Origin of the sequence: uncultured Parasphingorhabdus sp., assembly GCF_963975735.1 — a bacterium.
GTDB lineage: Bacteria > Pseudomonadota > Alphaproteobacteria > Sphingomonadales > Sphingomonadaceae > Parasphingorhabdus.
Genome location: NZ_CAXBIA010000002.1, coordinates 473,750 through 495,656 on the forward strand (window position 1 = coordinate 473,750; position 21,907 = coordinate 495,656).

Annotated in this window: 18 protein-coding genes; 6 read left to right on the top strand and 12 right to left on the bottom strand. The window is 53.7% G+C overall.

Annotated elements, in window-relative coordinates:
- Positions 1-3 precede the first annotated feature (3 nt).
- Together AACZ86_RS05785 and AACZ86_RS05790 are read right to left on the bottom strand one after the other, a co-directional pair.
- The gene (locus AACZ86_RS05785; RefSeq protein WP_339690199.1) at positions 4-666 is read right to left on the bottom strand and encodes a PEPxxWA-CTERM sorting domain-containing protein; all 663 of its coding nucleotides are present in this window, start codon (positions 664-666) and stop codon (positions 4-6) included.
- A gap of 1,033 nt (positions 667-1,699) precedes the next feature.
- Positions 1,700-2,287, bottom strand: coding sequence for an SOS response-associated peptidase family protein (locus AACZ86_RS05790; protein WP_339690201.1), 588 nt, complete (start codon positions 2,285-2,287; stop codon positions 1,700-1,702).
- A 1,267-nt stretch (positions 2,288-3,554) separates the two neighbouring features.
- Between AACZ86_RS05790 and AACZ86_RS05795 the strand changes: the two genes are divergently transcribed.
- Positions 3,555-3,848 (top strand): hypothetical protein, encoded by a 294-nt coding sequence (locus tag AACZ86_RS05795; RefSeq protein WP_339690203.1) that lies wholly within the window; start codon positions 3,555-3,557, stop codon positions 3,846-3,848.
- Between the two features lie 78 nt (positions 3,849-3,926).
- A complete protein-coding gene (locus AACZ86_RS05800; RefSeq protein WP_339690204.1) occupies positions 3,927-4,862 on the top strand; it encodes a tyrosine-type recombinase/integrase in 936 nt (311 codons plus the stop codon).
- 363 nt (positions 4,863-5,225) lie between these two features.
- On the opposite strand, the gene AACZ86_RS05805 is transcribed toward AACZ86_RS05800, so the two are convergent.
- On the bottom strand, positions 5,226-5,852 hold the full coding sequence (locus AACZ86_RS05805) for a TetR/AcrR family transcriptional regulator (RefSeq protein WP_339690205.1): 627 nt from the start codon (positions 5,850-5,852) through the stop codon (positions 5,226-5,228).
- 97 nt (positions 5,853-5,949) lie between these two features.
- On the opposite strand from AACZ86_RS05805, the gene AACZ86_RS05810 reads away from it, so the two are divergent.
- The 3 genes from AACZ86_RS05810 to AACZ86_RS05820 are packed head-to-tail and all read left to right on the top strand — an operon-like array spanning position 5,950 to position 11,705.
- Entirely contained in the window at positions 5,950-7,131 is a 1,182-nt protein-coding gene (locus tag AACZ86_RS05810) for an efflux RND transporter periplasmic adaptor subunit (protein WP_339690206.1), read from the top strand.
- Positions 7,132-7,137: 6 nt separating this feature from the next.
- Complete coding sequence (locus tag AACZ86_RS05815) at positions 7,138-10,302, top strand: efflux RND transporter permease subunit (RefSeq protein ID WP_339690208.1); 3,165 nt, start codon at positions 7,138-7,140, stop codon at positions 10,300-10,302.
- Between the two features lie 2 nt (positions 10,303-10,304).
- Positions 10,305-11,705 carry an efflux transporter outer membrane subunit gene (locus AACZ86_RS05820; RefSeq protein WP_339690209.1) on the top strand — a complete coding sequence of 467 codons (1,401 nt, stop codon included), beginning with the start codon at positions 10,305-10,307 and terminating at the stop codon, positions 11,703-11,705.
- A gap of 300 nt (positions 11,706-12,005) precedes the next feature.
- Here AACZ86_RS05820 and AACZ86_RS05825 read toward each other — a convergent pair whose 3' ends face one another.
- The 9 genes from AACZ86_RS05825 to AACZ86_RS05865 all read right to left on the bottom strand — a co-directional run bounded on the left by AACZ86_RS05825 (position 12,006) and on the right by AACZ86_RS05865 (position 20,740).
- Positions 12,006-12,311, bottom strand: a complete 306-nt coding sequence (locus AACZ86_RS05825) for a hypothetical protein (protein WP_339690211.1) — start codon at positions 12,309-12,311, stop codon at positions 12,006-12,008.
- 240 nt (positions 12,312-12,551) lie between these two features.
- Entirely contained in the window at positions 12,552-12,878 is a 327-nt protein-coding gene (locus AACZ86_RS05830) for a PepSY domain-containing protein (RefSeq protein ID WP_339690213.1), read from the bottom strand.
- A complete protein-coding gene (locus tag AACZ86_RS05835) occupies positions 12,878-13,405 on the bottom strand; it encodes a ferric reductase-like transmembrane domain-containing protein (RefSeq protein WP_339690214.1) in 528 nt (175 codons plus the stop codon). The genes AACZ86_RS05830 and AACZ86_RS05835 overlap by 1 nt, the downstream gene beginning before the upstream one ends.
- Before the next feature lie 56 nt (positions 13,406-13,461).
- Positions 13,462-14,145 carry a Fe2+-dependent dioxygenase gene (locus tag AACZ86_RS05840; protein WP_339690216.1) on the bottom strand — a complete coding sequence of 228 codons (684 nt, stop codon included), beginning with the start codon at positions 14,143-14,145 and terminating at the stop codon, positions 13,462-13,464.
- 63 nt (positions 14,146-14,208) lie between these two features.
- Entirely contained in the window at positions 14,209-16,539 is a 2,331-nt protein-coding gene (locus AACZ86_RS05845; protein WP_339690217.1) for a TonB-dependent receptor, read from the bottom strand.
- 17 nt (positions 16,540-16,556) lie between these two features.
- Positions 16,557-17,315 (bottom strand): TonB family protein, encoded by a 759-nt coding sequence (locus tag AACZ86_RS05850; RefSeq protein ID WP_339690219.1) that lies wholly within the window; start codon positions 17,313-17,315, stop codon positions 16,557-16,559.
- Positions 17,312-17,737, bottom strand: a complete 426-nt coding sequence (exbD, locus tag AACZ86_RS05855; protein ID WP_339690221.1) for a TonB system transport protein ExbD — start codon at positions 17,735-17,737, stop codon at positions 17,312-17,314. The genes AACZ86_RS05850 and exbD overlap by 4 nt, the downstream gene beginning before the upstream one ends.
- 4 nt (positions 17,738-17,741) lie before the next feature.
- Complete coding sequence (gene exbB, locus AACZ86_RS05860) at positions 17,742-18,530, bottom strand: tonB-system energizer ExbB (protein WP_339690222.1); 789 nt, start codon at positions 18,528-18,530, stop codon at positions 17,742-17,744.
- A gap of 566 nt (positions 18,531-19,096) precedes the next feature.
- On the bottom strand, positions 19,097-20,740 hold the full coding sequence (locus tag AACZ86_RS05865) for a ShlB/FhaC/HecB family hemolysin secretion/activation protein (RefSeq protein ID WP_339690224.1): 1,644 nt from the start codon (positions 20,738-20,740) through the stop codon (positions 19,097-19,099).
- 194 nt (positions 20,741-20,934) lie between these two features.
- On the opposite strand from AACZ86_RS05865, the gene AACZ86_RS05870 reads away from it, so the two are divergent.
- On the top strand, positions 20,935-21,907 hold a 973-nt coding region (locus AACZ86_RS05870), incomplete at its 3' end, for a FecR family protein (RefSeq protein WP_339690227.1).

Sequence of the window (21,907 nt, forward strand, 5' to 3'; positions counted from 1 at the left end):
TAGTTAAGCGTAGCTGACTTTCACGTTTGCCTTGCGCTGACGGCGCATTGCTCCGCCAATGGCACCAAAGCCAAAGATCATGAATGCCCAGGTTGCTGGTTCAGGGACTGCCGGCGTACCGGCATTAAACCGGGTAAACGCAATAAGGGGATTGCTATTATTTGGTGGCGATCCTTCAAAGCCTTCAACGACCGTAAGCGGACCATAATTAATAGCTGCGGAAACACCGTTTAGATCTTCCCAAACGTAGTGCGTACCCAAATCGCCCAAATGAGCACCGTCCGCACGTGCAAAGTTAACAAGATAGTGAGAGCCGGAGTTAAAAGTAAATCCAAAGGCTTGATCCCGATAGCCCTCTCCAGCTGTCAGATTAAAGGTTACGAAATCCAAGATGGAAACTGCGTCACTGCCATTTGTACTGCTGAAGATTTGATAAACATAGTTGGTGGCGTCGGTCGAGATAACGCTCAGGTCAAAGCCGATCGAAGAAATCGTAAAATTTTCATTCGCCAGAAAACTTACACCTCGACCGTTGCCCATACCTCCATTATCGTAATTTGCGCTAAAAACTTCACCTTGATCGATTGTGATCACTGCAGCCGATACCAATGATGCTGGTAAAACCATAGCAGTCACAACCGCTGCCGCCCCTATAAATTTTTGCATTGTTCACCCCTTGTTTAACCGCCTTGAAAAATCGCCCAGATGAGCATTATTTAACGCGTGATTTTATCAACCCTCACAAAATGTTAACATATTTAGTAAGCGCGGAGCAACAGATTTTCAGGATAGCGATAAAAATGTTCTGTTCTGGCACAGAGGTCGATGTCCGCTATTGCACCCATATCCGCCATTTGGGCTGGATAGCGCGAACGACCGCAATTGGGGCGTAAGCAGTCATTTCGATTGCATCGAGGGAAGAGTCCGCTTTTGCTTCTGTAGGGTCTTAAACCCACGATGGGCCAGCGAGCATCAACCTATGATGAGTTGTGGGGCGTCTTGTATTTGAACATCATGTTGTTTGTTCGTCTCACGCTGAGCTGCGCGTAGATACCGTTCAAACACCGGTTGAGATTTCCTGACCGCACGAGCTTGTCGTCACAATCTAGCCATTTCCAAAATTCGTCAAAGGGCCATCTCTCAGAGGTGTCCCGTGATGCGAGGTAAGCAAGGCACACCGCAATCGATCTCGTGCGGCTGACGCATTCCTCAGCGGAAAGGGCGAGGATCTGCTCTAGAGCATCGAGTGCCATGGCTACCAGCCGATCTTCTGAAACCAATGTCATGGCTTCCGACGCACCGCCCAGATGAGTGATGATACGCTGGCAATGATTGCTGCCAGCGCAAGGAGGGACGAGCTATCCATAACAATCATGACGGACCTACAAGTGGTATCAAGGAAATCACGTTGTTCACTAAATGTTCTATGTAGGACAGTGGTTTCTCGAATTAATATCACACGTTATGTTCAACTAAGATTAGGCACGTCCCAGCAGATCGCTGAAAGTCCAGTTGAACCGGTCATCCGAGGCCAAAATCGGACATAGAGCCGCAATGGCCCATTAATGGAAGAAACTGCAGTCGCCGGTGACGGGCAGAAAAAATGAGACGATATGAGTCAATATTTGACTAACTAATGTCAACCTTGCTTTACACCATAACAGGCACGCAGCGCCATGAGGCAGGAGCCAGTGACAGGCTAAGCAGCCATCGACATCAGCTGGGATGGGAATGGCACCGCAAACCTCCCCGCATCATCTCCAGCCAACCAGCCGTCATAATCCTCTGGAAGCAATATCACCGGCATGGCCTCGGGGTGAATGGGCTTGATAAGCGGATTAGGTTCGCATGTCAGAAACGCAAATACGTTACCTTCATCGGAGGGGCGCCAGATACCAGCGAACGCCGAGACAGAGGCTTCATTGACCTCGAACCAACATTCCTCTCTCCCCGACCTGGGCTTTGGCTCAGCAAATGCGGTGAAGGGCACGAGGCAGCGATTTTCAGCCTTTGTGAGCATCGATCGCCAGAAAAGGCTGGATAGGTTGCGAACGTTGGTTATTCGCTTTGTAATGGTCGTGCCAGGACGTTTACCCTTCATTGTTAGTGGGACGCCCCACTGCATGGTGTCGAGTATTTTTCGACCGCCGTCGAGACGCGCAACCATGCCCTGATATTTCGGCCAGACATCAATTTTGACCTCTGAGAAGGGGATGTCACCAGCCGCACCGATATATTCCAGCCATGTGGGGATTGCTTCGGGGTGGTTTTGATAGTGATTACACATATTTCCAGCCGTCCAAGAAAAAAGCAAATTTGCGATTGGGCTTCATAATACCATAATGCATCAAGCCAACCAAAGTTCATGAAGGTTGTGCATGAACAACCCCGGTGGATGGATGGCGTTTCAAAATCACCGGCAAGTAGGCGGGATGGGGGTCAGTATGTTGGGGGATTCCTAAGACTTCTCTGCTTTCAACCGAAACCGTGAAACTGAGAAGCCCACATTGTGTCTGACATGCCCATGGAGCTCTAAGGGCAAGACACAAAGAAATCGCACTGGATGCTATAGGACCACGCTCGAAACCTTATGATTTCATTGCTGAAGTCATTCCCTCGTGAGTCTCAGGAGTATATGGTGCTAAGCTCCGCAACGAATGCAACGAAAAATAGCAACGTTAAGCTCACCAACACATCTCCAAGGATGTCCGATAATGATGTTTGGTCGTTTTCGCTGAGATCCATGGGACTTAATGTCTGAGACGCTCGTATTGTTTCTTGGCTCTGGTTCATTTTGAATTCCTATAAAATTGAGTTGTAGGGGGAAGTGTTTTCCATGTTTTTCATGGGATTCATGATGGATTTGTCATCCCCTGCGGGGACGACAGGAGCATCGCGACTTTGTCGCTCAGCTCCTAGATATTTGAATAATGTTTTAATCAACCTTCCCGAGGAATGACTTTAACCCCCTTGCTGAAAGTAGGCCAATATGGCGCTCTCACAGCAAGAGGTTTAGTTTCCCATGGGAAAGTGGTGAAGAACCTGGCGGAAAGCTATCCCGCAGACCGGCGGAGCTCTTTACCGGTCAATCTAGTTCCGAAACCCGGCCTTTTTGGCCAACTCGGTCGTCCAGCAGAACCGAACACAACCGGTGATGTCTTACCTTCAAATATCACCGGTCAAAAGGGTGCAGTCATGCAGTGCCTTCATCTTTGATTGGTCTTTCCCTTGCAAAGGGTGGCTTTCACCGATCCGTGGTTAGCGTACCGATTTTCCAGTCGTGTTTGCTCACTCATAGCTCCGGTCTTGATCCCGGCTACCGATTTGGCCGCGGGTCACGGCTAAAATACCCTACAAAATATGACAAATTGCTATGGCTAGATAGTTCTTCGCAGGCGCTGCAGATCGTTGCCCTGATCAATCAACTTTACTTACGTCTATAATACCATAATGGCCAAGCGCTGTCGGCTCAAATATGCAAATGAATGTTAGTTTTTTTTGAGTGATATCGAAAGCTGTAGACACGTCGACGTCGACACGTCTACGAGGACGCTATGTCAGGAACCAATGAAGACTATATTCGTCGGCTGAAGAATGACGGGCATACTAAGCTGCTCAAGGAAATCGACGCGGGCGAAATCACGGTTTATCGCGCCGCGATCGCTGCTGGCTATAGAAAGCGCAAGAAGACCAATTCAATGGCTGAACATCTGACCTATCATTGGAGAAGGTCGAGTGAAAAAGAGAAGATACGCTTCATCGCTGGAAATCTTTTCACTCTCGCCCCTATGGTTGACCAAGTGGTGAAAGAACGCAGAGCATTGCAGGCACAAAAAAGCCAGAAATAGGCTGGAATTTAGCCCGACACGGTCGTTGAACTCCGGTAGAATGTGAACATCAAAACACACATTAGGAGTAGTCCATCAATGCCCCCCATTACCATTTCTGACGCATGCGAAATCTGGCTTGATCGATGCCATTTAGAGAAACTAGAGCGAGCAACGATTCATTCTTACCGATCACATATTAAGCATCATATTGTCCCTAAAATTGGGTCGATTATGCTGGTAGAGCTTACCTCTGCTGACGTGCGTCAATTTCTAGATGACATTCTTCGCGATAGCACCAGGTCGAATGCAAAGAAGTCGCTGACCAGTTTGCGTTCGTTAATCTCAGAAGCGCAGGAAAGAGGCTACGTACAGCAGAACGTCGCGAGAGAAGTAAAGCTCCGGCAATCACAGCGTCATGACCCTGAGCGTGTGTTTCCAAGCAAAGCGGAGATTAGGTTGTTGCTTGCGAATGTCCCAGCGCAACACCGGCCGTTGATTGTCACGGCTATTATGACTGGCATGAGAATGTCTGAACTGCGTGGCCTCCGGTGGTCCGACGTTGATTTTGAAAACAACCTTATCCGAGTACGACAGCGCGCCGATCGATATAATCAAATTGGGGTTCCCAAAAGCAGGGCAGGGCGTCGTGATATCCCCATGGGTGGTTTTCTAAGCAAAGCTCTGGATGCTTGGCGCGTGCTTTGCCCCAAAGGCGTGGACGACCTTGTGTTCCCCAACGGTATCGGCAAGGTTCAAAGCCATTCCAATTTCTATAACCGTGTGTTCAAACCGCTCATGGTTGAATGTGATATCGTTGATGAAAATGGCAAGCCGCGCTTCTCACCGCATTCGTTGCGGCACGCTGCAGCCTCACTGTTCATTGAGCAAGGATGGGCTCCAAAGAAGATCCAAACTCTTCTTGGTCATTCGACGATCATGATGACGTTTGACGTCTACGGTCACCTATTTAACGACCCATCGAAAGACGTTGAGCTCATGGATAAGATGGAACAAGATTTGCTGGCTGCTTGATGTGACGAATACCGGTGTGGTTCGTGATTATAGCGCTGAAAACAGTCATTTCCACTGGAATCATAATCCATGTGTCGGGGGTTCGAGTCCCTCCTCCGCTACCAGAAAACAGCCATTTATTAATCAACCTATAAAGCGGTTTACAGCGCGCCTGTAAGCTTTTGGTTTGAGCTTGTGAGTCGAATCAATACGAAACCCCCAATAGAAGAACGTTTCCCGAGCAGCTTGGCGGGTGCCCGATGGCTTCCGGTAGTGGCTGATGGGGTGTTCCTGCAAAATCGACAACCACAATTGACCGCGGCAACGGATGTCTGGGAAAATTATTCACTCGGCCAGTCCGCGGACGGATTTCAAACCTCACCGCTAGCTTCGCTGTAACTCCATCAATTCGCGCTCGATCATCTCGACGATCAAGTCGACGACCTGATCATCCAGATTGTTGACCATCCCCGACTTTTGCTGACCAACGCCGCCGCCAATGCACAAGATGGTTTTCGCGACCGTCTCGCGGCGCTCGGCTTTGGCCGGATCTGGTGCTAACAGGGTAAGTGCCTCGACCATCGCTTCGCGCAGTCGATCCGACACTTTTTCGGTAATGGCGGCAATCTTTTCGTTCCGCGATGATTCTGCCAGAATTTCGGCGAAAAGGACGAAATCATTGTCGTCGGGGCCGCGGACAAATTTAAAGATCCATGCCTTGACCGCATCATAATCACTGCGCCTGATCGACTCGCGCAGTTCCGAAGCGGCCAACAGAACGTTCATCTGCTCCTCGACTATGTCTGCGACAATGGCCTCTTTGCTGGCAAAATCACGATAGATTTGGCCAACCAGCACACCCGATTCCTTGGCCAGTCGCGCCATACCGGTATTGTGAAAACCGTTTTCGATAAACAACCGCTTTGCAGCAGCCGTGATCTTGCCCCGGCGTTCCAGTGTCCTTTGTGCCTGTAATCCGGGCTCGTTGTCACAATGTGAGTCCTGATCCATCAACCATTCCTTTTTTTTCTTGACCGTAGAAACTGTTCTCACTAATTGCAATGTGAATGAACGATCACTCACATAACATAGATGAGCAAAAATTTCCATGGTATCTTTTCGAAACGCGTTATCAGCCCTGATGCTGACCCTGTGCGCATGTAGCAATCAAAGCGACCAGGCTCCCCTATCAGCCCTCCCCGAAGTGGGTGTTGTCACTATTGCCGAGACTCCGGTGACTCTGACCATCGAATTGCCTGGCCGGATCACCCCGTATGAGCTGTCCGAAGTCAGGCCGCAGGTTAACGGCCTGATCAAGCGGCGCCTGTTTACGGAAGGCAGTAATGTTGAACGCGGGCAACCGCTGTATCAAGTCGACCCACAGCTTCCACGAGCCCAGGTTGCCAGCGCCAAAGCGGCTTTGGCTCGCGCACAGGCTTCGATCGCTTCAAGTCAGGCTCTGGCAACACGCTATGGTGAGCTGGTAAAGATCAACGCCGTTTCCCGGCAGGATTACGACAATGCGGTGGCATCGGCGCAGCAGGCGCGTGCAGACGTCGCAGCGCAGCGAGCGGCGTTGCAGTCGGCCGAGATTGATTTGGCGCGAACCACCATCAGCGCCCCTATTTCCGGAAGGATCGGCCGGTCGCTGGTCACCACCGGCGGGCTGGTTTCTGCGTCGCAGGCGACCGCCCTAGCGACCATCCAGAAAATTGATTCGGTGTATGTCGATATCTCGCAAACAAGCGCCGAAATTCTGAAATTGCGGCAACAGCTCTCCCAGGGCGACCTGTCGCGCGGCGATGGTGCTGCGTCGGTTCAACTCATATTGGAAGATGGCAGCATCTATCCGGCGGAGGGTCGTCTTCAGTTCACCGATGTCAGTGTCGATCCGGAAACCGGTTCGCAGACCATCCGTGCGCTTTTCCCGAACAAATCGAGCATATTGCAGCCCGGCATGTTTGTCCGTGCGCGGTTGGTGGAAGGATCGCTTCAAGACGGGATCGTTGTTCCCCAGCGAGCGGTCAGCCGGGATGAAAAAGGGCAGGCGGTCGTCATGATTGTCGGCCAGGACGGAAAGGTCATGCTCAAGCCCATCGAGGTCGGCCAGGTTATCGGCAACAACTGGCTCGTCAAATCGGGCCTCAAGCCAGGTGACAAGGTTGTAGTGGAGGGCGGCATGATGTTGCAGCCCGGTATGTCGGTGAAGACAGTTGCCTGGCGTGATCCCGCCAAGGCCGCGAAAGTCGCTGATATTTCCTCCGCTCCTGCAGCACAGCAAAAGAAGTAGAAAACCATGTCACGTTTTTTTATCGACCGCCCCATCTTTGCATGGGTGATTGCGGTTGCCCTGATCATCGCTGGCGGGCTGGCAATCGGCAATCTATCCGTAGCCCAGTTTCCCTCGATTGCGCCGCCTGCGGTGACGATTACTGCCACCTACCCCGGAGCGGACGCCAAGACGCTCGAGAATACCACAACGCAGATCATCGAGCAGCAGCTCAAGGGTATCGATAATCTACGTTATTTCTCGTCGAGTTCGTCTTCGGCGGGGACAGTTTCGATCACCCTGACGTTCGATCAGGGCACCGACCCCGATATTGCGCAGGTTCAGGTGCAAAACAAACTTCAGTCGGCAACTCCGTTGCTGCCGCAAGAAGTCCAGCAGCAAGGGGTGCGGGTTAGCAAATCTTCCGCCAACATCTTGCTGGTTATCGCACTGGCTTCCCAAAACGGCAGCCACAATGCGAACGATCTTTCCGACTTGGTGGCGACAAGGCTTCAGGACCCGCTTAGTCGGGTTTCGGGAGTAGGCGATACGCAGTCTTTCGGCTCGCAATATGCGATGCGAATCTGGATCGATCCGGTAAAATTGTCTTCTTTCAAGCTCACCATTTCGGATGTAACCGCTGCGGTGCGCGCGCAGAACGCGCAAGTATCGGCTGGTCAGCTGGGTGCTCGCCCGGCTTCCAAAGAACAGATGCTCAATGCCGCTGTTTCGGTCCAGTCACGGCTGCAGACGCCGGAGCAATTTTGCGATATCATCCTGAAATCAACCACGGTCGGATCAGCGGTCAAGCTGTGCGACGTCGCCCGGGTCGAACTCGGCGCAGAATCCTATGGTATCGACGCTACCTTCAATGGCAAGCCGGGCTCGGCAATCGCGATCAAACTCGCCTCGGGCGCGAACGCACTCGATACGGTCGATGCGGTGAAGGCCAAGGTCGCTGAAATATCGAAGAGTTTCCCGGACGATGTCTCGGTTCACTATCCGCTGGACACGACACCCTTTGTCCGGCTGTCCATCGAGCAGGTCGTAGAAACGCTGATCGAAGCTGTCGTTCTGGTATTTCTCGTCATGTTCCTGTTCCTCCAGAACTGGCGTGCAACGCTGATTCCGACGATTGCTGTTCCGGTCGTGCTGATGGGTACGTTCGCGATCATGTCCGTTGCCGGTCTTTCGATCAACACCTTGACCCTGTTCGGAATGGTGCTGGCAATCGGTCTGCTGGTCGATGATGCGATTGTGGTCGTCGAGAATGTCGAGCGCCTGATGGACGAGGAGGGGCTTTCGCCCAAGGAAGCGGCGCGGAAATCGATGGACGAGATCAGCAGCGCGCTGATCGGGATCGGACTCGTGCTTTCGGCTGTCTTCCTGCCGATGGCCTTTTTCGGCGGATCGACAGGCGTCATCTTCCGTCAGTTTTCGGTCACCATCATATCGGCAATGGTTCTTTCGGTTTTGGTCGCTCTTATTCTGACCCCGGCCTTATGTGCTACGATGCTGAAAACGCGAGATTCCAGCCTGGCGGACGGAGCCGGCCCGCTGGCTCGCTTCTTCCGTTGGTTCAACGCCAAGTTCGAATCCGGCAAGCTTGGATATGAACGTGGTGTGCGCAAGACCGCACGCAACTGGGTCCGCTCGATGCTGATTTATGCCGCTATCATCGTCGGGGTTGGCGTTATTTTCATGCGCCTGCCTTCATCCTTTCTGCCGGACGAAGACCAGGGCATCATGATGGTCCTTGTCCAGAGTCCAGCCGGCGCGACCAGCGCAAGGACCGATCAGGCTCTTACGCTGGTTCGGGAGCATTTCCTCGAGGAAGAAAAAGCCAATGTCGACGGTGTTTTCGCGATCAACGGCTTTAGCTTTGCCGGTCAGGGGCAGAACGCAGGTATGGCATTCGTTAATCTGAAAGACTGGGAGGATCGCCCCGATGATGTCCAGACTATTGCCGGTCGGGCGATGGGCAGGTTCCAGCAATATAAAGACGGCATGATTTTCCCGATTGTTCCTCCCGCTGTGCAGGAACTGGGTAATGCGACCGGGTTTGATCTCCAACTGGTTGATACCGGAAATCTGGGCCATGATGGTCTTGTAGCTGCCCGCAACCAGTTGCTTGGCATGGCTTCGCAGGACCCGCGCGTTGATCAGGTCCGGCCGGTTAGCCTGGATGATGCCCCGCAGTTCAATGTGGATATTGATCAGGAGAAAGCACGTGCGCTTGGGCTCGATATCAGCGAGATAAATGCCACGATCAGCGCCGCCTGGGGCAGTAGCTATGTCAATGATTTCATTGACAGGGGCCGGGTCAAACGGGTCTATTTACAGGCAGACGAGCAGTATCGCCAGCAACCGGAAGATATCGGCAAGCTGTTCGTGCGCAGCCAGAGCGGAGAGATGGCCCCCTTTACCGCCTTCTCAACCCAGAACTGGTCAAAGGAACCGGTCCAACTGACCCGTTATAATGGCCAGCCGGCCATGCAGATCCAGGGGATTCCCGGCCCAGGCTACAGCAGCGGTTCGGCCATCGAAGCGATGGAAGAAATGCAGGCAAAACTACCGCCGGGAACGTCGCTCGAATGGACCGGCCTGTCTTACGAAGAGCAATTGTCGGGTGGTCAGGCACCGCTGCTTTACGGTCTTTCACTGCTGATTGTGTTCCTGTGCCTCGCCGCCTTGTATGAAAGCTGGTGGATACCGCTTTCGGTCCTGCTGGTCGTCCCGCTGGGTGTTTTCGGTGCGCTGGCCGCGGCGATGTTGAGTGGGCTCGACAATGACATCTATCTGCAGGTCGCCCTCATCACTACCATGGGCGTGGCCGCGAAGAATGCGATTTTGATTGTCGAGTTCGCCAAGGAAAAGATCGCCGACGGGATGAACGTCTTTGAAGCCACTGTGTTCGCAGCAACCCAGAGACTCCGCCCGATCCTGATGACCAGTCTCGCATTTGTGTTCGGCGTATTGCCGCTGGCGCTGACAACCGGAGCCGGTGCGGGTGGACAAAATGCCATCGGTCGCGCTGTTGTGGGCGGGATGACTGCAGCGACGGTGCTGGCTATTTTCCTGGTGCCGACATTCTTCTTGCTGGCCGCCCGCTATATGGGGCGGCTCGATACCCGAGAACCGGACGCAAGCCCGGATGACGATCGTCCCCTAAACATTGTGACGGAGGAATGAATATGACCATATTTAGATCATCCCTGCTTATTCTCGCATGCTCGACCGCCTTGGCCGGATGCAGTCTGGCCACCGAATATGTCCGGCCGGAAATGCCGGTTCCGGTCGAACTGCCTCACGACGGGATTTATCCTGCGGCCGCCAGCGATGCGCTTGACGTTACCGGCATTGGCTGGCGTGATTTCTTCATCGATCCGCGCCTTGTCGAACTGATTGATAGCGGGCTGGAGAATAATCGCGACCTGCGCATTGCCGCAGCCAATGTCATGCAGGCAAGGGCGCAATATAAAGTGCAGCGGGCTGACCGGCTTCCCTCGATCGGGGTGTCGGGCAGCGCGACCAGAACCGAAACCATTTCTTCCGGACCGGATGTCGCCGTTGACAGCTATTCTCTGGCGGTCGGTGTTTCTGCGTTCGAGATCGATCTGTTCGATCGTGTGGCAAACTTGTCGCGCGCGGCGCAGGAGCAATTTTTTGCCAGCGAAGAGGCCAAGCGCGCCGCACGAATCAGTCTGATTGCCGAGATAGCGTCAGCCTGGTTGCAACTGGCCGCCGACCAGGATCAATTGCAAATCAGTCAGGCCGCTCTCTCCACCTCTGAAGAAAGCCTGAGTCTTTCCGAGGCTCGTTTCCGGATCGGCGTTTCTTCCGAACTGGAAGCCCGTCAAGCGGAGACCGTCCTTCAGAGCGCCCGGGCTGACATAGCGGTCCTGCAAAGCCAGATAGCGCAGGATCGCAACGCAATCGACCTGCTGGTTGGCACCGCGGCTCCCGCCCGGCTTCTGCCCGAAGCTCTGGGCGAACAAGACTACACGCTCCAGTCCTTGCCCATTGCTGTCAGTTCTGATGTCCTCCTGCAGCGCCCCGACGTGTTGCGGGCGGAACATCAGCTGATCGCCGAAAACGCCAATATCGGCGCTGCACGGGCTGCGTTCTTTCCCCGCATATCGCTGACCGGTTTGCTCGGTACGGCTTCCAATGCTCTGGGCGGACTGTTCGCCGGCGGTAGCTTTTCTTCCGCGACGGAAGGGGCATTAAGCTTGCCGATTTTTGATGGAGGCCGCAACAAGAGCAATCTGGACTATGCCAAAGCGTCGCAGCAACTGGCGGTAGCCAATTATGAAAAGACGATCCAGACGGCTTTTCGGGAAGTCGCCGATGCCCTGGCCCAGCGTGGGACGATTGATGACAGGCTCGCGGCGCGCACGAAGCAGACTGCATCTGCCAATACGACTTTGCGGCTGTCTCGGGCCAGATATCAGGCTGGGGTCGATTCCTATCTGGTAGCCCTCGACGCAGAGCGAACGGCTTATACTTCGCAGCAACAACTGGTCGACACGCGGTTGTCCCGTGCTCTCAATCTGATCAACCTCTATCGCGTATTGGGCGGCGGAATCGTCTAGCCGGTCTGCGAATTTAAGCGGACGGTCCAAAGGGTAGATGTATTTGACCTTCATTGAATTTCTATAGCGACATTTTAGGCGTAATGCTAAGCTGTTACCTCATGTAACTGCGTGAGGTTGGATCGAATATAACGTTGACTTAAACCGTGTGAATTCGCGGATCGAGCATGGTTGCTTGCAGAAAATGTTCGATGCTCATTTTGTGTTGGTAGGCGAGCCTGATGGTCGCTGGAATTGTTGAGACTGCATATATTTTTTTGCTGGGCGAGGTCCTTTTTGGACCCTAGAGGTAAACGAATGTTACGTTCTCAACGGAACTCCTGTGATTATTACTTTCTCTTGAGTATTCTTCACACCACAACTGTCAAGTTCGTCCACGAACGCGCGCGCGATAGGAATGGCATCAAGTGAAGGTCCAATCAATACGCGATCCAGCAACGTAGGAATTGTGGCCCCGACGAACCCTTCTTGGGGATGATCCTTGAATGGGATAGCGTAGACCCGCTGCGGCATTCCATTTAATGTCATGATTTCTGTGGGAACTCTGTTCATCTGCTCGAGCGTCATTTCAGCGGATTGCGCCAAAATCGCCGGAGTATAGATCACCCGCCATTCGCGCTCCTCGCGGAACGAGGTAGGCTGATGTCGCTAGGCGACATGCGGTTGAAATCGATGTTCCTGACATTGAGCAATGGGCTTTTAATGGAAATGATTCTGCTTCGGTTCATCTCTTGATTGGTTTTGCGCTCGAGCTTCTTTTAAAATCTGTATATCTGATAAGTGGCGGTGATAAAGCTTGTCTGGGCCAACGTGGCATCGGTAAAATTTTTTACGATCTACTTTGGCTCACTTCGGAAAATTGGAAGACCGGTAAATTTCGCTCCCGCGGCGATAGACTACCAGCTTTTCCAAAGTCACAGGGTGGAAGAACGCTTCAATGGATTGTCCGCTTTCGTTGCGGGCGTAGACTTCGTAACAGTCGCCTTCTACCTGCAATTTCAACAGTTCCCAGCCTTCCATCCAGACTTTTTTCTTCATCCTGGCAATCGGTTTCCAGTTCTTGGTCGGGCCGGATTTGCATTGAACATTTCCATCGGCATAAGCTGGTGCAGCGGTAAGAAACATTGCTCCGGCAATTGCCGTGAGAGCCAGACGGTTAATTTTTTTGTCCATTATAAACTCCGTGAGAGAGACGCTTTTCTCCGGGGCCTTAACCAACGGAGACTCCAGGCAATCATAAGAGGGGTGAGATGAATAAATGCTGGCCACCAATCCCAATCAAGCAGAAGCCAATGGGCCAGACTGACGATGAAGGCCGCATAAACGAGACGCTGGATCAACTTCCATTTTCGACCCAGTTTTCGCATGGCATTGTCGAAACTGATCGAGGCTGGCGGAATCATGAGTATCAATGCCAGCCACCCCGTCCAAATGCCCGCTATGCTCAATTCATCCCATATGGCCGCAACGTCGGGCATATCGAGAAAATAAAATGCGAGATGCAGTATCGCATAACCGAATGCTGCAACTCCCAGATTGCGGCGTATCGCGAGCCAGGCCCGGAAAAATCTGTTGAGCCCGAAAAATTCCGACAGCGGGCCAGCCAACATGGCGAGGATCATCAGCCGGATCGACATCTCGCCACTGGGGTGAAGCATGTCCATGGCCAGAACACCATGGTTTGAAAACTGCCAGATCATTACAAGGCCCGGAAGTGCCAGAATCGCCCAGAACAGTGCCTTAAATATAGTTCGGCTCATACCTTTGCCCAGCGTCGCAACAAATTATGATATACATGAACCAGCCGATCTATGTCGGGATCATCCTTCGGTCGATCCGGCGCCAATGCCTGTATCGACTGATCGAGATCGTAGAGCATCTCTCGCGCAGCGCCGTCCGCGACGGCACTTTGCATCCATGTGATCGCACATATCCTCTGACCGCGCGTGACAGGGGCAACCTGATGCAGACTGGATGACGGATATAGCAGCATGTCACCCGCGGCGAGCTTTGCCGCTTGCGCACCAAACTGCTCTTCGATGAGCAGCTCCCCCCCATCATATTCATCCGGTTCGGAAAGAAAGAGCGTTGCCGACAAATCGCTGCGAATCGTGAAGCCAGTGTCGGGCAAGCGCATGAGCGCGGCATCGCTATGCGTTCCGTAGTGGCCGCCATTCTGATAGAGATTGAATGCGGGCGGCCAGATTTTCTCTGCGAGCGAAGCAGAAACGAACTGGGCATTGTTACCAAGTTTTCTGAGGATGGCATCTCCCAACTGCTTGCCCAATATGTCCGCTCGATCAAGCTGCTGGTTTTGCTTGACCGCAACCGAGCGGGAACCCGCCGACTGCGCGCCATCGATCCAGTCGGCCTTTGCAAGCTTTTCCCGGAACTGCCCGACTTCATCCTTGGTCAAAAGCTGTTCGATGACGGTGATCATATTCTGTCTCGCAAATATTGAGATCGTTGCGGCGGAAAGCAAGATTGCTTTCCGCCGCCGTAGTTAGAAACGACCTGTCAAGGTCACAGTAGCTCTTCGTTCGTCACCTTTATAGAGGAAAGCACCGCTGCGATAAGCTGCGGTATAATAATCTACATCGCCCACGTTCTGAACATTGATACGTCCGGAGAAATGTTCGTTGAACTTATAGTGAGCGAAAGCATCGAAAACCGCATAGGACGGGACGCGATAGGAATAGCGGCCTGCTGTGGCATTGAAGCTGGCGGCGCTGTCAGGCTGGCCTGCATACATGGCACTCTTGTAAGTCGCGGTAGCGCCAAAAGCGAATTGCTCGGTTGCCTGGTATCGAAGTTGCGCGGTTGCCTGGGTGTCAGCAAAATTCGAAAGCGTGAGCCCGACATTGTCCGGATCAATACTTTCCAGTACCTCGGCGTCCATGATTGTAAGCCCAATCTGGCCAGACAGCTTGTCTGTTATATTGCCGACAACCCCCAATTCGATGCCCTTCACGCGTGTCTTGCCCGTGTTTATGGCGCCTTCAATCGAATAGTCGTCGGAGCCAAGCTCGAATATATCGGATTTGGTTGTCTGGAAGACCGCTGCAGTCAGCAAGAACCGGTCATCGAACAGATCCCATTTCAGGCCGGCTTCAAAGCTCGTCGAGGATTCCGGTCTGCCGCTGACAGCAGGATTGACTGGATCCACACAGAAGCCGCCATAGCCGCAGTTGGATCCGAGATCGGACTCACCGCCATTGATATTCTTGGCTGTGCCCCAGCTGGCGTAAAGCATAAGCTCGTCTATCGGCTTGACGCTTATTCCGGCATGACCATTCCAGAGCGTCTCGTTCTGCCGATAGTCTGCGGCACCGACTGCAAGGCTGAAATCCGTCGCATCGAGCCGTACGCCACCGTTGATCGAGAGCCAGGGCGTAATATCAACCGTGTCCATGGCGTAAAAGGAAAGCGCGCTAACCTGCCATACGCTGTCCGATCCATTTCTCGTGATTTCGCGGCCAAGCAACGAACTTATTGCATCCGGTTCAACTATCAGGCTGCCGTCCGCATCCGTAATACAATAGCCCGGCCGTGTCCCGCCGCGGCCACTGACCGTGCAGTTGGTCGCGCCGGTATTCGTGATCGAATAGACGCCGTTGGTGACCTTGTGATCGGAATATTCGCTACCGACAATCAATGTATGGGCCAGTGACCCGGTATCAAAACTACCGATCGCATTGAACTGGTTGACGAAATATCGGACTTCCTGCCAACCCTGATGGTCACTCAGGGCGATGGTGGCGCCGTCGACGCCACCCCGCGCGCCGGTTGTCACATAACCATTGCTCGATTCGCCATAGCGCGTCGAGTTGACGATTTTGAAACCGTCAAAAGGTTCGATGAAAATCCGGCCGGTGACGGTATCTACTTCGGACTTAAGAAAGTCTCCGTCCTGGGTAAATGCAGGAATATCATCAAAGGGTTCACCGTAGCCGTCCGCTGTGCTCGCGGTGACATAGCTGCCCAGGTCAGGCTTGTCGTTGGCGGTCAGGTGATAATAATCGAGCGCAACCCGCACGGCATCGCTTATTTGCAACGTGCCCGAGATTGCGGCACCCCAGCGTTCACGATTTGCGGGATCTCTGCCGGGAACATCCTGATTCGAATATAGGAGATTCGCGCGGATCGCCGCATTGTCGGACAACAGCCAATTTGTATCTATCGTCCCGCGATAGTAATTATCGGTTCCCAGGCCAAGATCGACGCGGCTGAAATTATAATCCGTGCTGGCCTGTTTGGTGATTGCGTTGACCGCTCCGCCCGTGGCTCCCCGTCCGGCGAAGGTCGCGCTCGGGCCCTTGGTTATTTCGATCTGATCTACAGCGAAGCTCTCGCGCGTGGTCATGCCGGGATCGCGCAGGCCATCCACGAAAACGTCGCTCCTGGCTTCCTCGCCGCGGATAATATAGCGGTCACCAAAAGCATTGCCATTCTCGCCGGTGCCGATCGTTACCCCTGGTTGCTGGGATAGAATTTCCTTCAGGTCGGTTGTCCCGGCCTCCTCGATCTGGCTTTCGGTGATGACCGTAATCGTCGCAGGTGTTTCGGCCAGTGGTTTCACTCTGCGAGGATCAGCAGAAACGCGCGCCTTATATGGCGCGCCTTTTTGGGTATATGGATTTACGTCGGCGGTATCGTCCTCAATGCGCAGCGTTTCCAGCTCGATTTCTTCCGGCTCGGCATTCTGGGCGAAAGCAGGTGTGGCGGCGAGGACGGTGGTCAGTCCCAGAGCCGCTGCTGCGCCGTACGTGTGAAGACTGGCGTTGCTCGCGCTCGGGGACCTGAGACTCATCGGGCGCAGGATATTCTTGTTCATAATGTCGATTTCCTTTTTCATCTTGTTCTGAGGGAATAATCAATTGGAAGCGTGATGGTGACGCTGCTCTGGGCCATCGTGTCAGGCATGCGGGGAAGCGGAGCCACACGCTGCATCAATGCGAGGGTGGCCTCGTCGAGTATCTGGTATCCGCTCGAACCGCTGATCGAAACGCCAGAAATATTTCCGCTCCGATCAACCGTAAAGCGCACCTTCACAACACCCTGCTGCCGGGCCTTGCGTGCTTCGGACGGATATTGCTTCCGGCGGTTCAAATGTGCGCTAACCATGGCGAAATAATCCGCCTTTTCCTTCCGCGCCTGCGGACTCTCGCCGGACGTTTTGCTGGCAGGTGCCTTTTCCGAAGCAGCACCTGGACCGGTGTCGGGAGCTATTCTGGGAGAGGGTAAAACTTTAGGGCTATTGTTACGGACAGCTATCGGTTGCGGCTGCGCTATCGGCGACTGCCTTGGCAGCGTTACCGGTACAGCCTGTGCAGCCGAGGGCGCGGCCGGAAGGTCCAGTGAAGCCGGCATTTGCTGCATTGGCGCAGGATCAGGGGGTAGTGTCTCGCTGGACACCTGATCCACAGCGGCAGAGGATGCCCCGCTTTCCGGCGGCAGTTCGACCAGAACAACGGGCTCTGGCATTGGCAGGACAGGTTCTTTGTCCCACGCCGTTAAGGACCACGCAAGGACACCATGCGCAGCCAGCGCCGTCATGCCGGCCAGGGCCCATTGCCGTTTCTCGACCGGATCAAGAAACACCGCACTCATTGCGGACCAGTTGTTTCGGCGCCGACAAGTGCAACGTGTATATATCCCGCTGAACGGAGCCTGTTCATCGCCCCCATGATCACATCATAGGTTATCGTCTTGTCCGCTCGCAGATAGATGCGCTGTTCTTTGTCGTTCTTTGTAGCGGTCTGGATGGCAGTGCCCAGTTCGGCCAGTGCTACCGTTGATTCATTTACAAGGATTTTGCCGTCAGCCTGGATCGAGAGAAAAACCGGCTTGTCGGGTTTGGGGGCCGCCGCTGCATTGGAGGCAGGCAGATCAACTTTCACGTCCACCGTTGCGAGCGGAGCCGCAACCATGAAAATGATAAGCAACACCAGCATCACGTCGATAAACGGCGTGACATTTATCTCGTGATTGAGCGGGAGGTCGTCGCTGGTATCGGAAAGCCGAATCGACATCGTTTCAATCCTTCTTGCCGGCTTTGAATTTGCCGGCAGCAATGCCGCGGCTGAGATCACGAGACACGAGGCGCAGGATCGCCGCCGCTGTATCGGAAACGAGTGCGCGATGGGCCGATATCTGGCGCGAAAAATGATTGTACATGATAACCGCCGGGATGGCGGCCACGAGGCCCAGTGCGGTTGCCAGCAGCGCCTCCGCAATGCCCGGAGCGACCACGGCAAGGTTTGTTGTTTGCTTTTCGGCTATTCCGATAAAGCTGTTCATGATGCCCCAAACCGTCCCGAACAGCCCGACAAAGGGCGCCGTGGCACCTATTGTGGCAAGAATGTTGACGCCGCGTGTCAGCCTGCGTGCGAGTGCGGCTTCGTATCTTTCAAAGCGTGAGACGATGCGCTCTTTAACACCTTCGCCGTCATTCAGGGCATCCGACGACAGTTCCAGCTCCGTTGAAGCCTCTTTCACCAGCGCGTTGCCGTTCAGGGCCGCAACGCTATTTGCGTCGTCAAGCGAATGCAGCACGATCGCGCTATCATGAACTTCGCGTGCCTTCGCAGTCGCTCCGCGCAATTCCATCGTCTTGGCGATAAAGATCGTCCAGCTAACCAGGGAGGCGAATGCGAGGCCGACAATGACAAGCTTCACAATCCAGTCCGCCTGAGCAAACATGCCTGCAACGCTAAGCTCGACCGGTATTGTCGCTACCGCCGGCGCGGCGATCGCCGAAGCAGGTGCAACAAGCGCAATAGAGGCAAAGGCTCCAATCACACATTTTTCAATTTCAAATCTCATTCTGACCCCCAAAGCCGGCTAAGTGCGAATCACTCGCAATAGCTGATGCAGATCGCAGAATTGCTGTGCTACTGCAAGTCATTCTCATTAGAAAAGGGTTGGCAGCACTTCGGTCGATTGCGTGCATGTCGAAATTGACATCGCAAATAGTGAGCCGACCACGTGGAATTCAGTGTCGATAATTATTATTCCATGCGGTTCCACATGCGTACGCATTGCTTCAGATCACGCGCTTGGTGCCGCAGGCCATCCAGCACGATCCTGACCTTGTCTTCATCTGAGAAGTGCCGACGCGTGGCACGGCAGATGTCCTCTACTAGCCGTTCAGCACTTGCTTCGGGTTTTGAGGATTTAGAGCTCATCTTCGCTTCTTCGTCAATTCGACGAGACCTAGATCCTCTTTAAACTATGCTCAAATCTGTGCCACAGGTGCTGACGGGGAACAGTCATCACTAGACGAACATGACCCTAGCGACGCTGACAAAACCAGAACGCTCTCAGGCATGATCTGTGTTTTTGAGCAAGCCGACAGCGTCGGCCAGAATTGTCATCGGAACAATATCGCCCTAGAATCGCAGTCCGATCTGGAAGGATATTTTTGGCGACCGGTCGCCGCTTTCAAATCGATCTCTGGTCAGTGGTGCGGCGGCTTCAATGCCCAGATCCAATTTGCCGATCTGCGCTCTTATCCCCCCGCCTGCCGAAGCAAGGGACCCGTCTCCAAATCCGGTTCCCTTATTGGATGCATGGCCGCCGTCGACAAAGGCGTAGAGCTGAAACCAGTCGAGCCATTCATTGACCTTTTTAAATTCTTTACGGACCTCGGCCAGGCCCATCGCCCCTTCATCGCCAAAGCGTTCGCTAAAATCATAGCCCTTGCCAAAATAGGGGCCGCCGACGGCGAGTTCGTTAGACGACAGCAGCGGCCGCGAAGCGATTTGTGCGTTACCCGCCAATCGGAGCCCGAATCCGTCTCCCAGATCGAATATCGAGTTGATCCAGAAATTCCCTTTGGTGAATATGCCGCTGCCGTCGTTGCGGGAATTCAGAGGGTCCCCCAGCCGATTTGCGCCTAGAATGCCCAAACCTTGCGTTATTCCGACACCGCCATAGATTCTACCGACACCAATATTATAATTGCCCGAGATGTTCACCGCTGCTGTCGCTATCTGCTCATTCTGGAAAATTGTTCCGTTTTGGGACTGGCGGGCATCGAGGAACGCGACTTCTCCATTTATCCACAAATTGACGTCTCTACCGCGTTTCACAGCATGACTTACAAAGCCTGATGCATAGCGGTTCTGTCCGGTAAATTCGAAATCGGCCAGATTACCGCCTGAATGCGTGCGTCCCGCGGCAGCCGATATACCGACTACCGTGGCTCCATCACCCAATGTCACTGCATATCGTGCATTTACATAGGTTAGTTCTTTTGGCTGTACGATCGAACTGATCACATTTGTTGTCAAAATATCGCCGTCCGTCAGCAGTCCGGCGATATCGAGGTCGAGGCGTGCGCGGAATGGTCCGAGTGTTTCGGGACCAAAATTGTCGAGAGCCAGATGCCCCTTGGCTTTGTCTTCGCGCACCGACACGACGAGGATGCCTTTGCCATTTTCACGGCGGTAGTTCGAGTTTAGCAACGTTATACCCGGCAAATCCGCTACAAAAAGCAGCTGTCTTTCTACCCGCGTCGCGAGAGTGGGTCTGTTCTTCAATCTATCAAGTATCTTGCGTAGACGTCTGTTTTCAGAGCCAATTATCCGGACTTCATCGATCGCGCCGGGGTCGAGCAGAACCTCGACAACGCCGATTTTTACGGACTGGGCAGGGATGTGGGCGCTAGCGAAGATATAGCCCTTCTCCCGGGCGATTTCGGAGATCGTGTTCGCCAGATCCCGCAGCTTGTCCTCACTCGCTTCTTCACCGATAAACGGTTCATAGGCGCGAGCCAGATCGCCTGCCGCTATTTCTATCCCGGATTTGACGGAGACAGCACCGATCGTAAACGCCTCGCGATCGCGGCTTTGTTGCACAGACTGATCCGGCGCCACGACCGGCGGAACCAGGTCATCACGGTCCGGATCGCCGATGATCTGTTCGTCCGGCGGGCTGACACCTTCGAACGGATTGCCGGCTTGCTGGGCAAAGCCGGACGCAGAGCAAAGCCCCAATCCAGCGCATATTGCCAATTTTACTACTAGATGCACGAACTACTCCTGAACTCGGAACAAATTCATTTATCTAGAAAGGCTTAGGAAATGCTTATCAAATCGATGTTTTAATAAAAAATTCAGACCGTTTTTAAACGTTCGACTCACTTCATCATTCTACTGGAGATTAAACGGGGGCATTGCCGAGCGCGATCATTGTCCCGAGGCCAACGAAAGTGATGAGTAGCACAATGAAAAAATTTCTAGCGATTGCAGCAATGATGGCAGCCGGCACCGCGCATGCCGGTACTCCACAATGGAAGCTTTCCGAAAGCGCCGGAACGGTCAATATATTGCGTGCCGGTGTATCCAAGATCGCGATCAGCGGAGGCAGTCTTGCTGCTGGTGATGTCATTTCCACCGGTCAGAAAAGCCGTGCGGTTCTGGTACGCGGTCAGGAATATGTGGTCGTATCGCCCAACAGCCGCTTGCGCATCAGCGAACCGAAGCAGAGCGGCGGCGTTGTCCAGTTTTTCGAAGAGATCGGCAATGTTCTCTTCCGCATCGACAAGAAGGCTACACCACATTTCGGGGTAAAAACTCCGTATCTTGCTGCTGTGGTGAAAGGCACGACGTTCAGCGTTACCGTTTCGGAAACCGGAACCGCGGTTCAGGTGACCGAAGGCGCGGTACAGGTGTCGACCCTGGATGGCGGCGCGAGCCAGCTCTTGTCGCCCGGTATGATCGGCATCGTTAATCAGGACCAGCAATTCCGGCTGACAATTGCAGGGGCCGAGACGAAAACCATTGATTCTCCCAACGCACCCGCCGGAAGCACAGAGACGCCCGAGCCGATGGATGACGCCACTTTGCTGAACATCGCCAGTAGCGCATTCGACGGCACGATTTCCGCGCCCGTGCTCGACACGCCGGTATCGCTGAGCGCATTGACCGGTGGATTGATCACCAATAGCGAATCAAGATCCGTCCCGGTTCAGATGGCATCGCTTACAACCCCCAATCCGAATTTCGCCATCGGCAATAGTGGAGCAATTAACAGTATCCCAGGCAAGGTCCGCAGCAGCAATGGTTCCGGTGGATCGAACGTCAGTAGCGCAGGCGGTCATTCCAGTTCAAATGCTCAGGGCAACTCCAACGCGGGCGGCAATGGCAACTCCAACGCGGGCGGCAATGGCAACTCCAACGCGGGCGGCAATGGCAACT

What these genes read in the sequence shown, in the direction of transcription:
- AACZ86_RS05830 (WP_339690213.1), bottom strand. Translation starts at nt 12,878, where the DNA reads ATGGACAAAAAAATTAACCGTCTGGCTCTCACGGCAATTGCCGGAGCA.
- AACZ86_RS05815 (WP_339690208.1), top strand. Translation starts at nt 7,138, where the DNA reads ATGTCACGTTTTTTTATCGACCGCCCCATCTTTGCATGGGTGATTGCG.
- AACZ86_RS05845 (WP_339690217.1), bottom strand. Translation starts at nt 16,539, where the DNA reads ATGAACAAGAATATCCTGCGCCCGATGAGTCTCAGGTCCCCGAGCGCG.
- AACZ86_RS05805 (WP_339690205.1), bottom strand. Translation starts at nt 5,852, where the DNA reads ATGGATCAGGACTCACATTGTGACAACGAGCCCGGATTACAGGCACAA.
- AACZ86_RS05840 (WP_339690216.1), bottom strand. Translation starts at nt 14,145, where the DNA reads ATGATCACCGTCATCGAACAGCTTTTGACCAAGGATGAAGTCGGGCAG.
- AACZ86_RS05835 (WP_339690214.1), bottom strand. Translation starts at nt 13,405, where the DNA reads ATGATCTGGCAGTTTTCAAACCATGGTGTTCTGGCCATGGACATGCTT.
- AACZ86_RS05820 (WP_339690209.1), top strand. Translation starts at nt 10,305, where the DNA reads ATGACCATATTTAGATCATCCCTGCTTATTCTCGCATGCTCGACCGCC.
- AACZ86_RS05795 (WP_339690203.1), top strand. Translation starts at nt 3,555, where the DNA reads ATGTCAGGAACCAATGAAGACTATATTCGTCGGCTGAAGAATGACGGG.
- exbB (WP_339690222.1), bottom strand. Translation starts at nt 18,530, where the DNA reads ATGAGATTTGAAATTGAAAAATGTGTGATTGGAGCCTTTGCCTCTATT.
- AACZ86_RS05850 (WP_339690219.1), bottom strand. Translation starts at nt 17,315, where the DNA reads ATGAGTGCGGTGTTTCTTGATCCGGTCGAGAAACGGCAATGGGCCCTG.
- AACZ86_RS05800 (WP_339690204.1), top strand. Translation starts at nt 3,927, where the DNA reads ATGCCCCCCATTACCATTTCTGACGCATGCGAAATCTGGCTTGATCGA.
- exbD (WP_339690221.1), bottom strand. Translation starts at nt 17,737, where the DNA reads ATGTCGATTCGGCTTTCCGATACCAGCGACGACCTCCCGCTCAATCAC.
- AACZ86_RS05790 (WP_339690201.1), bottom strand. Translation starts at nt 2,287, where the DNA reads ATGTGTAATCACTATCAAAACCACCCCGAAGCAATCCCCACATGGCTG.
- AACZ86_RS05810 (WP_339690206.1), top strand. Translation starts at nt 5,950, where the DNA reads ATGGTATCTTTTCGAAACGCGTTATCAGCCCTGATGCTGACCCTGTGC.
- AACZ86_RS05785 (WP_339690199.1), bottom strand. Translation starts at nt 666, where the DNA reads ATGCAAAAATTTATAGGGGCGGCAGCGGTTGTGACTGCTATGGTTTTA.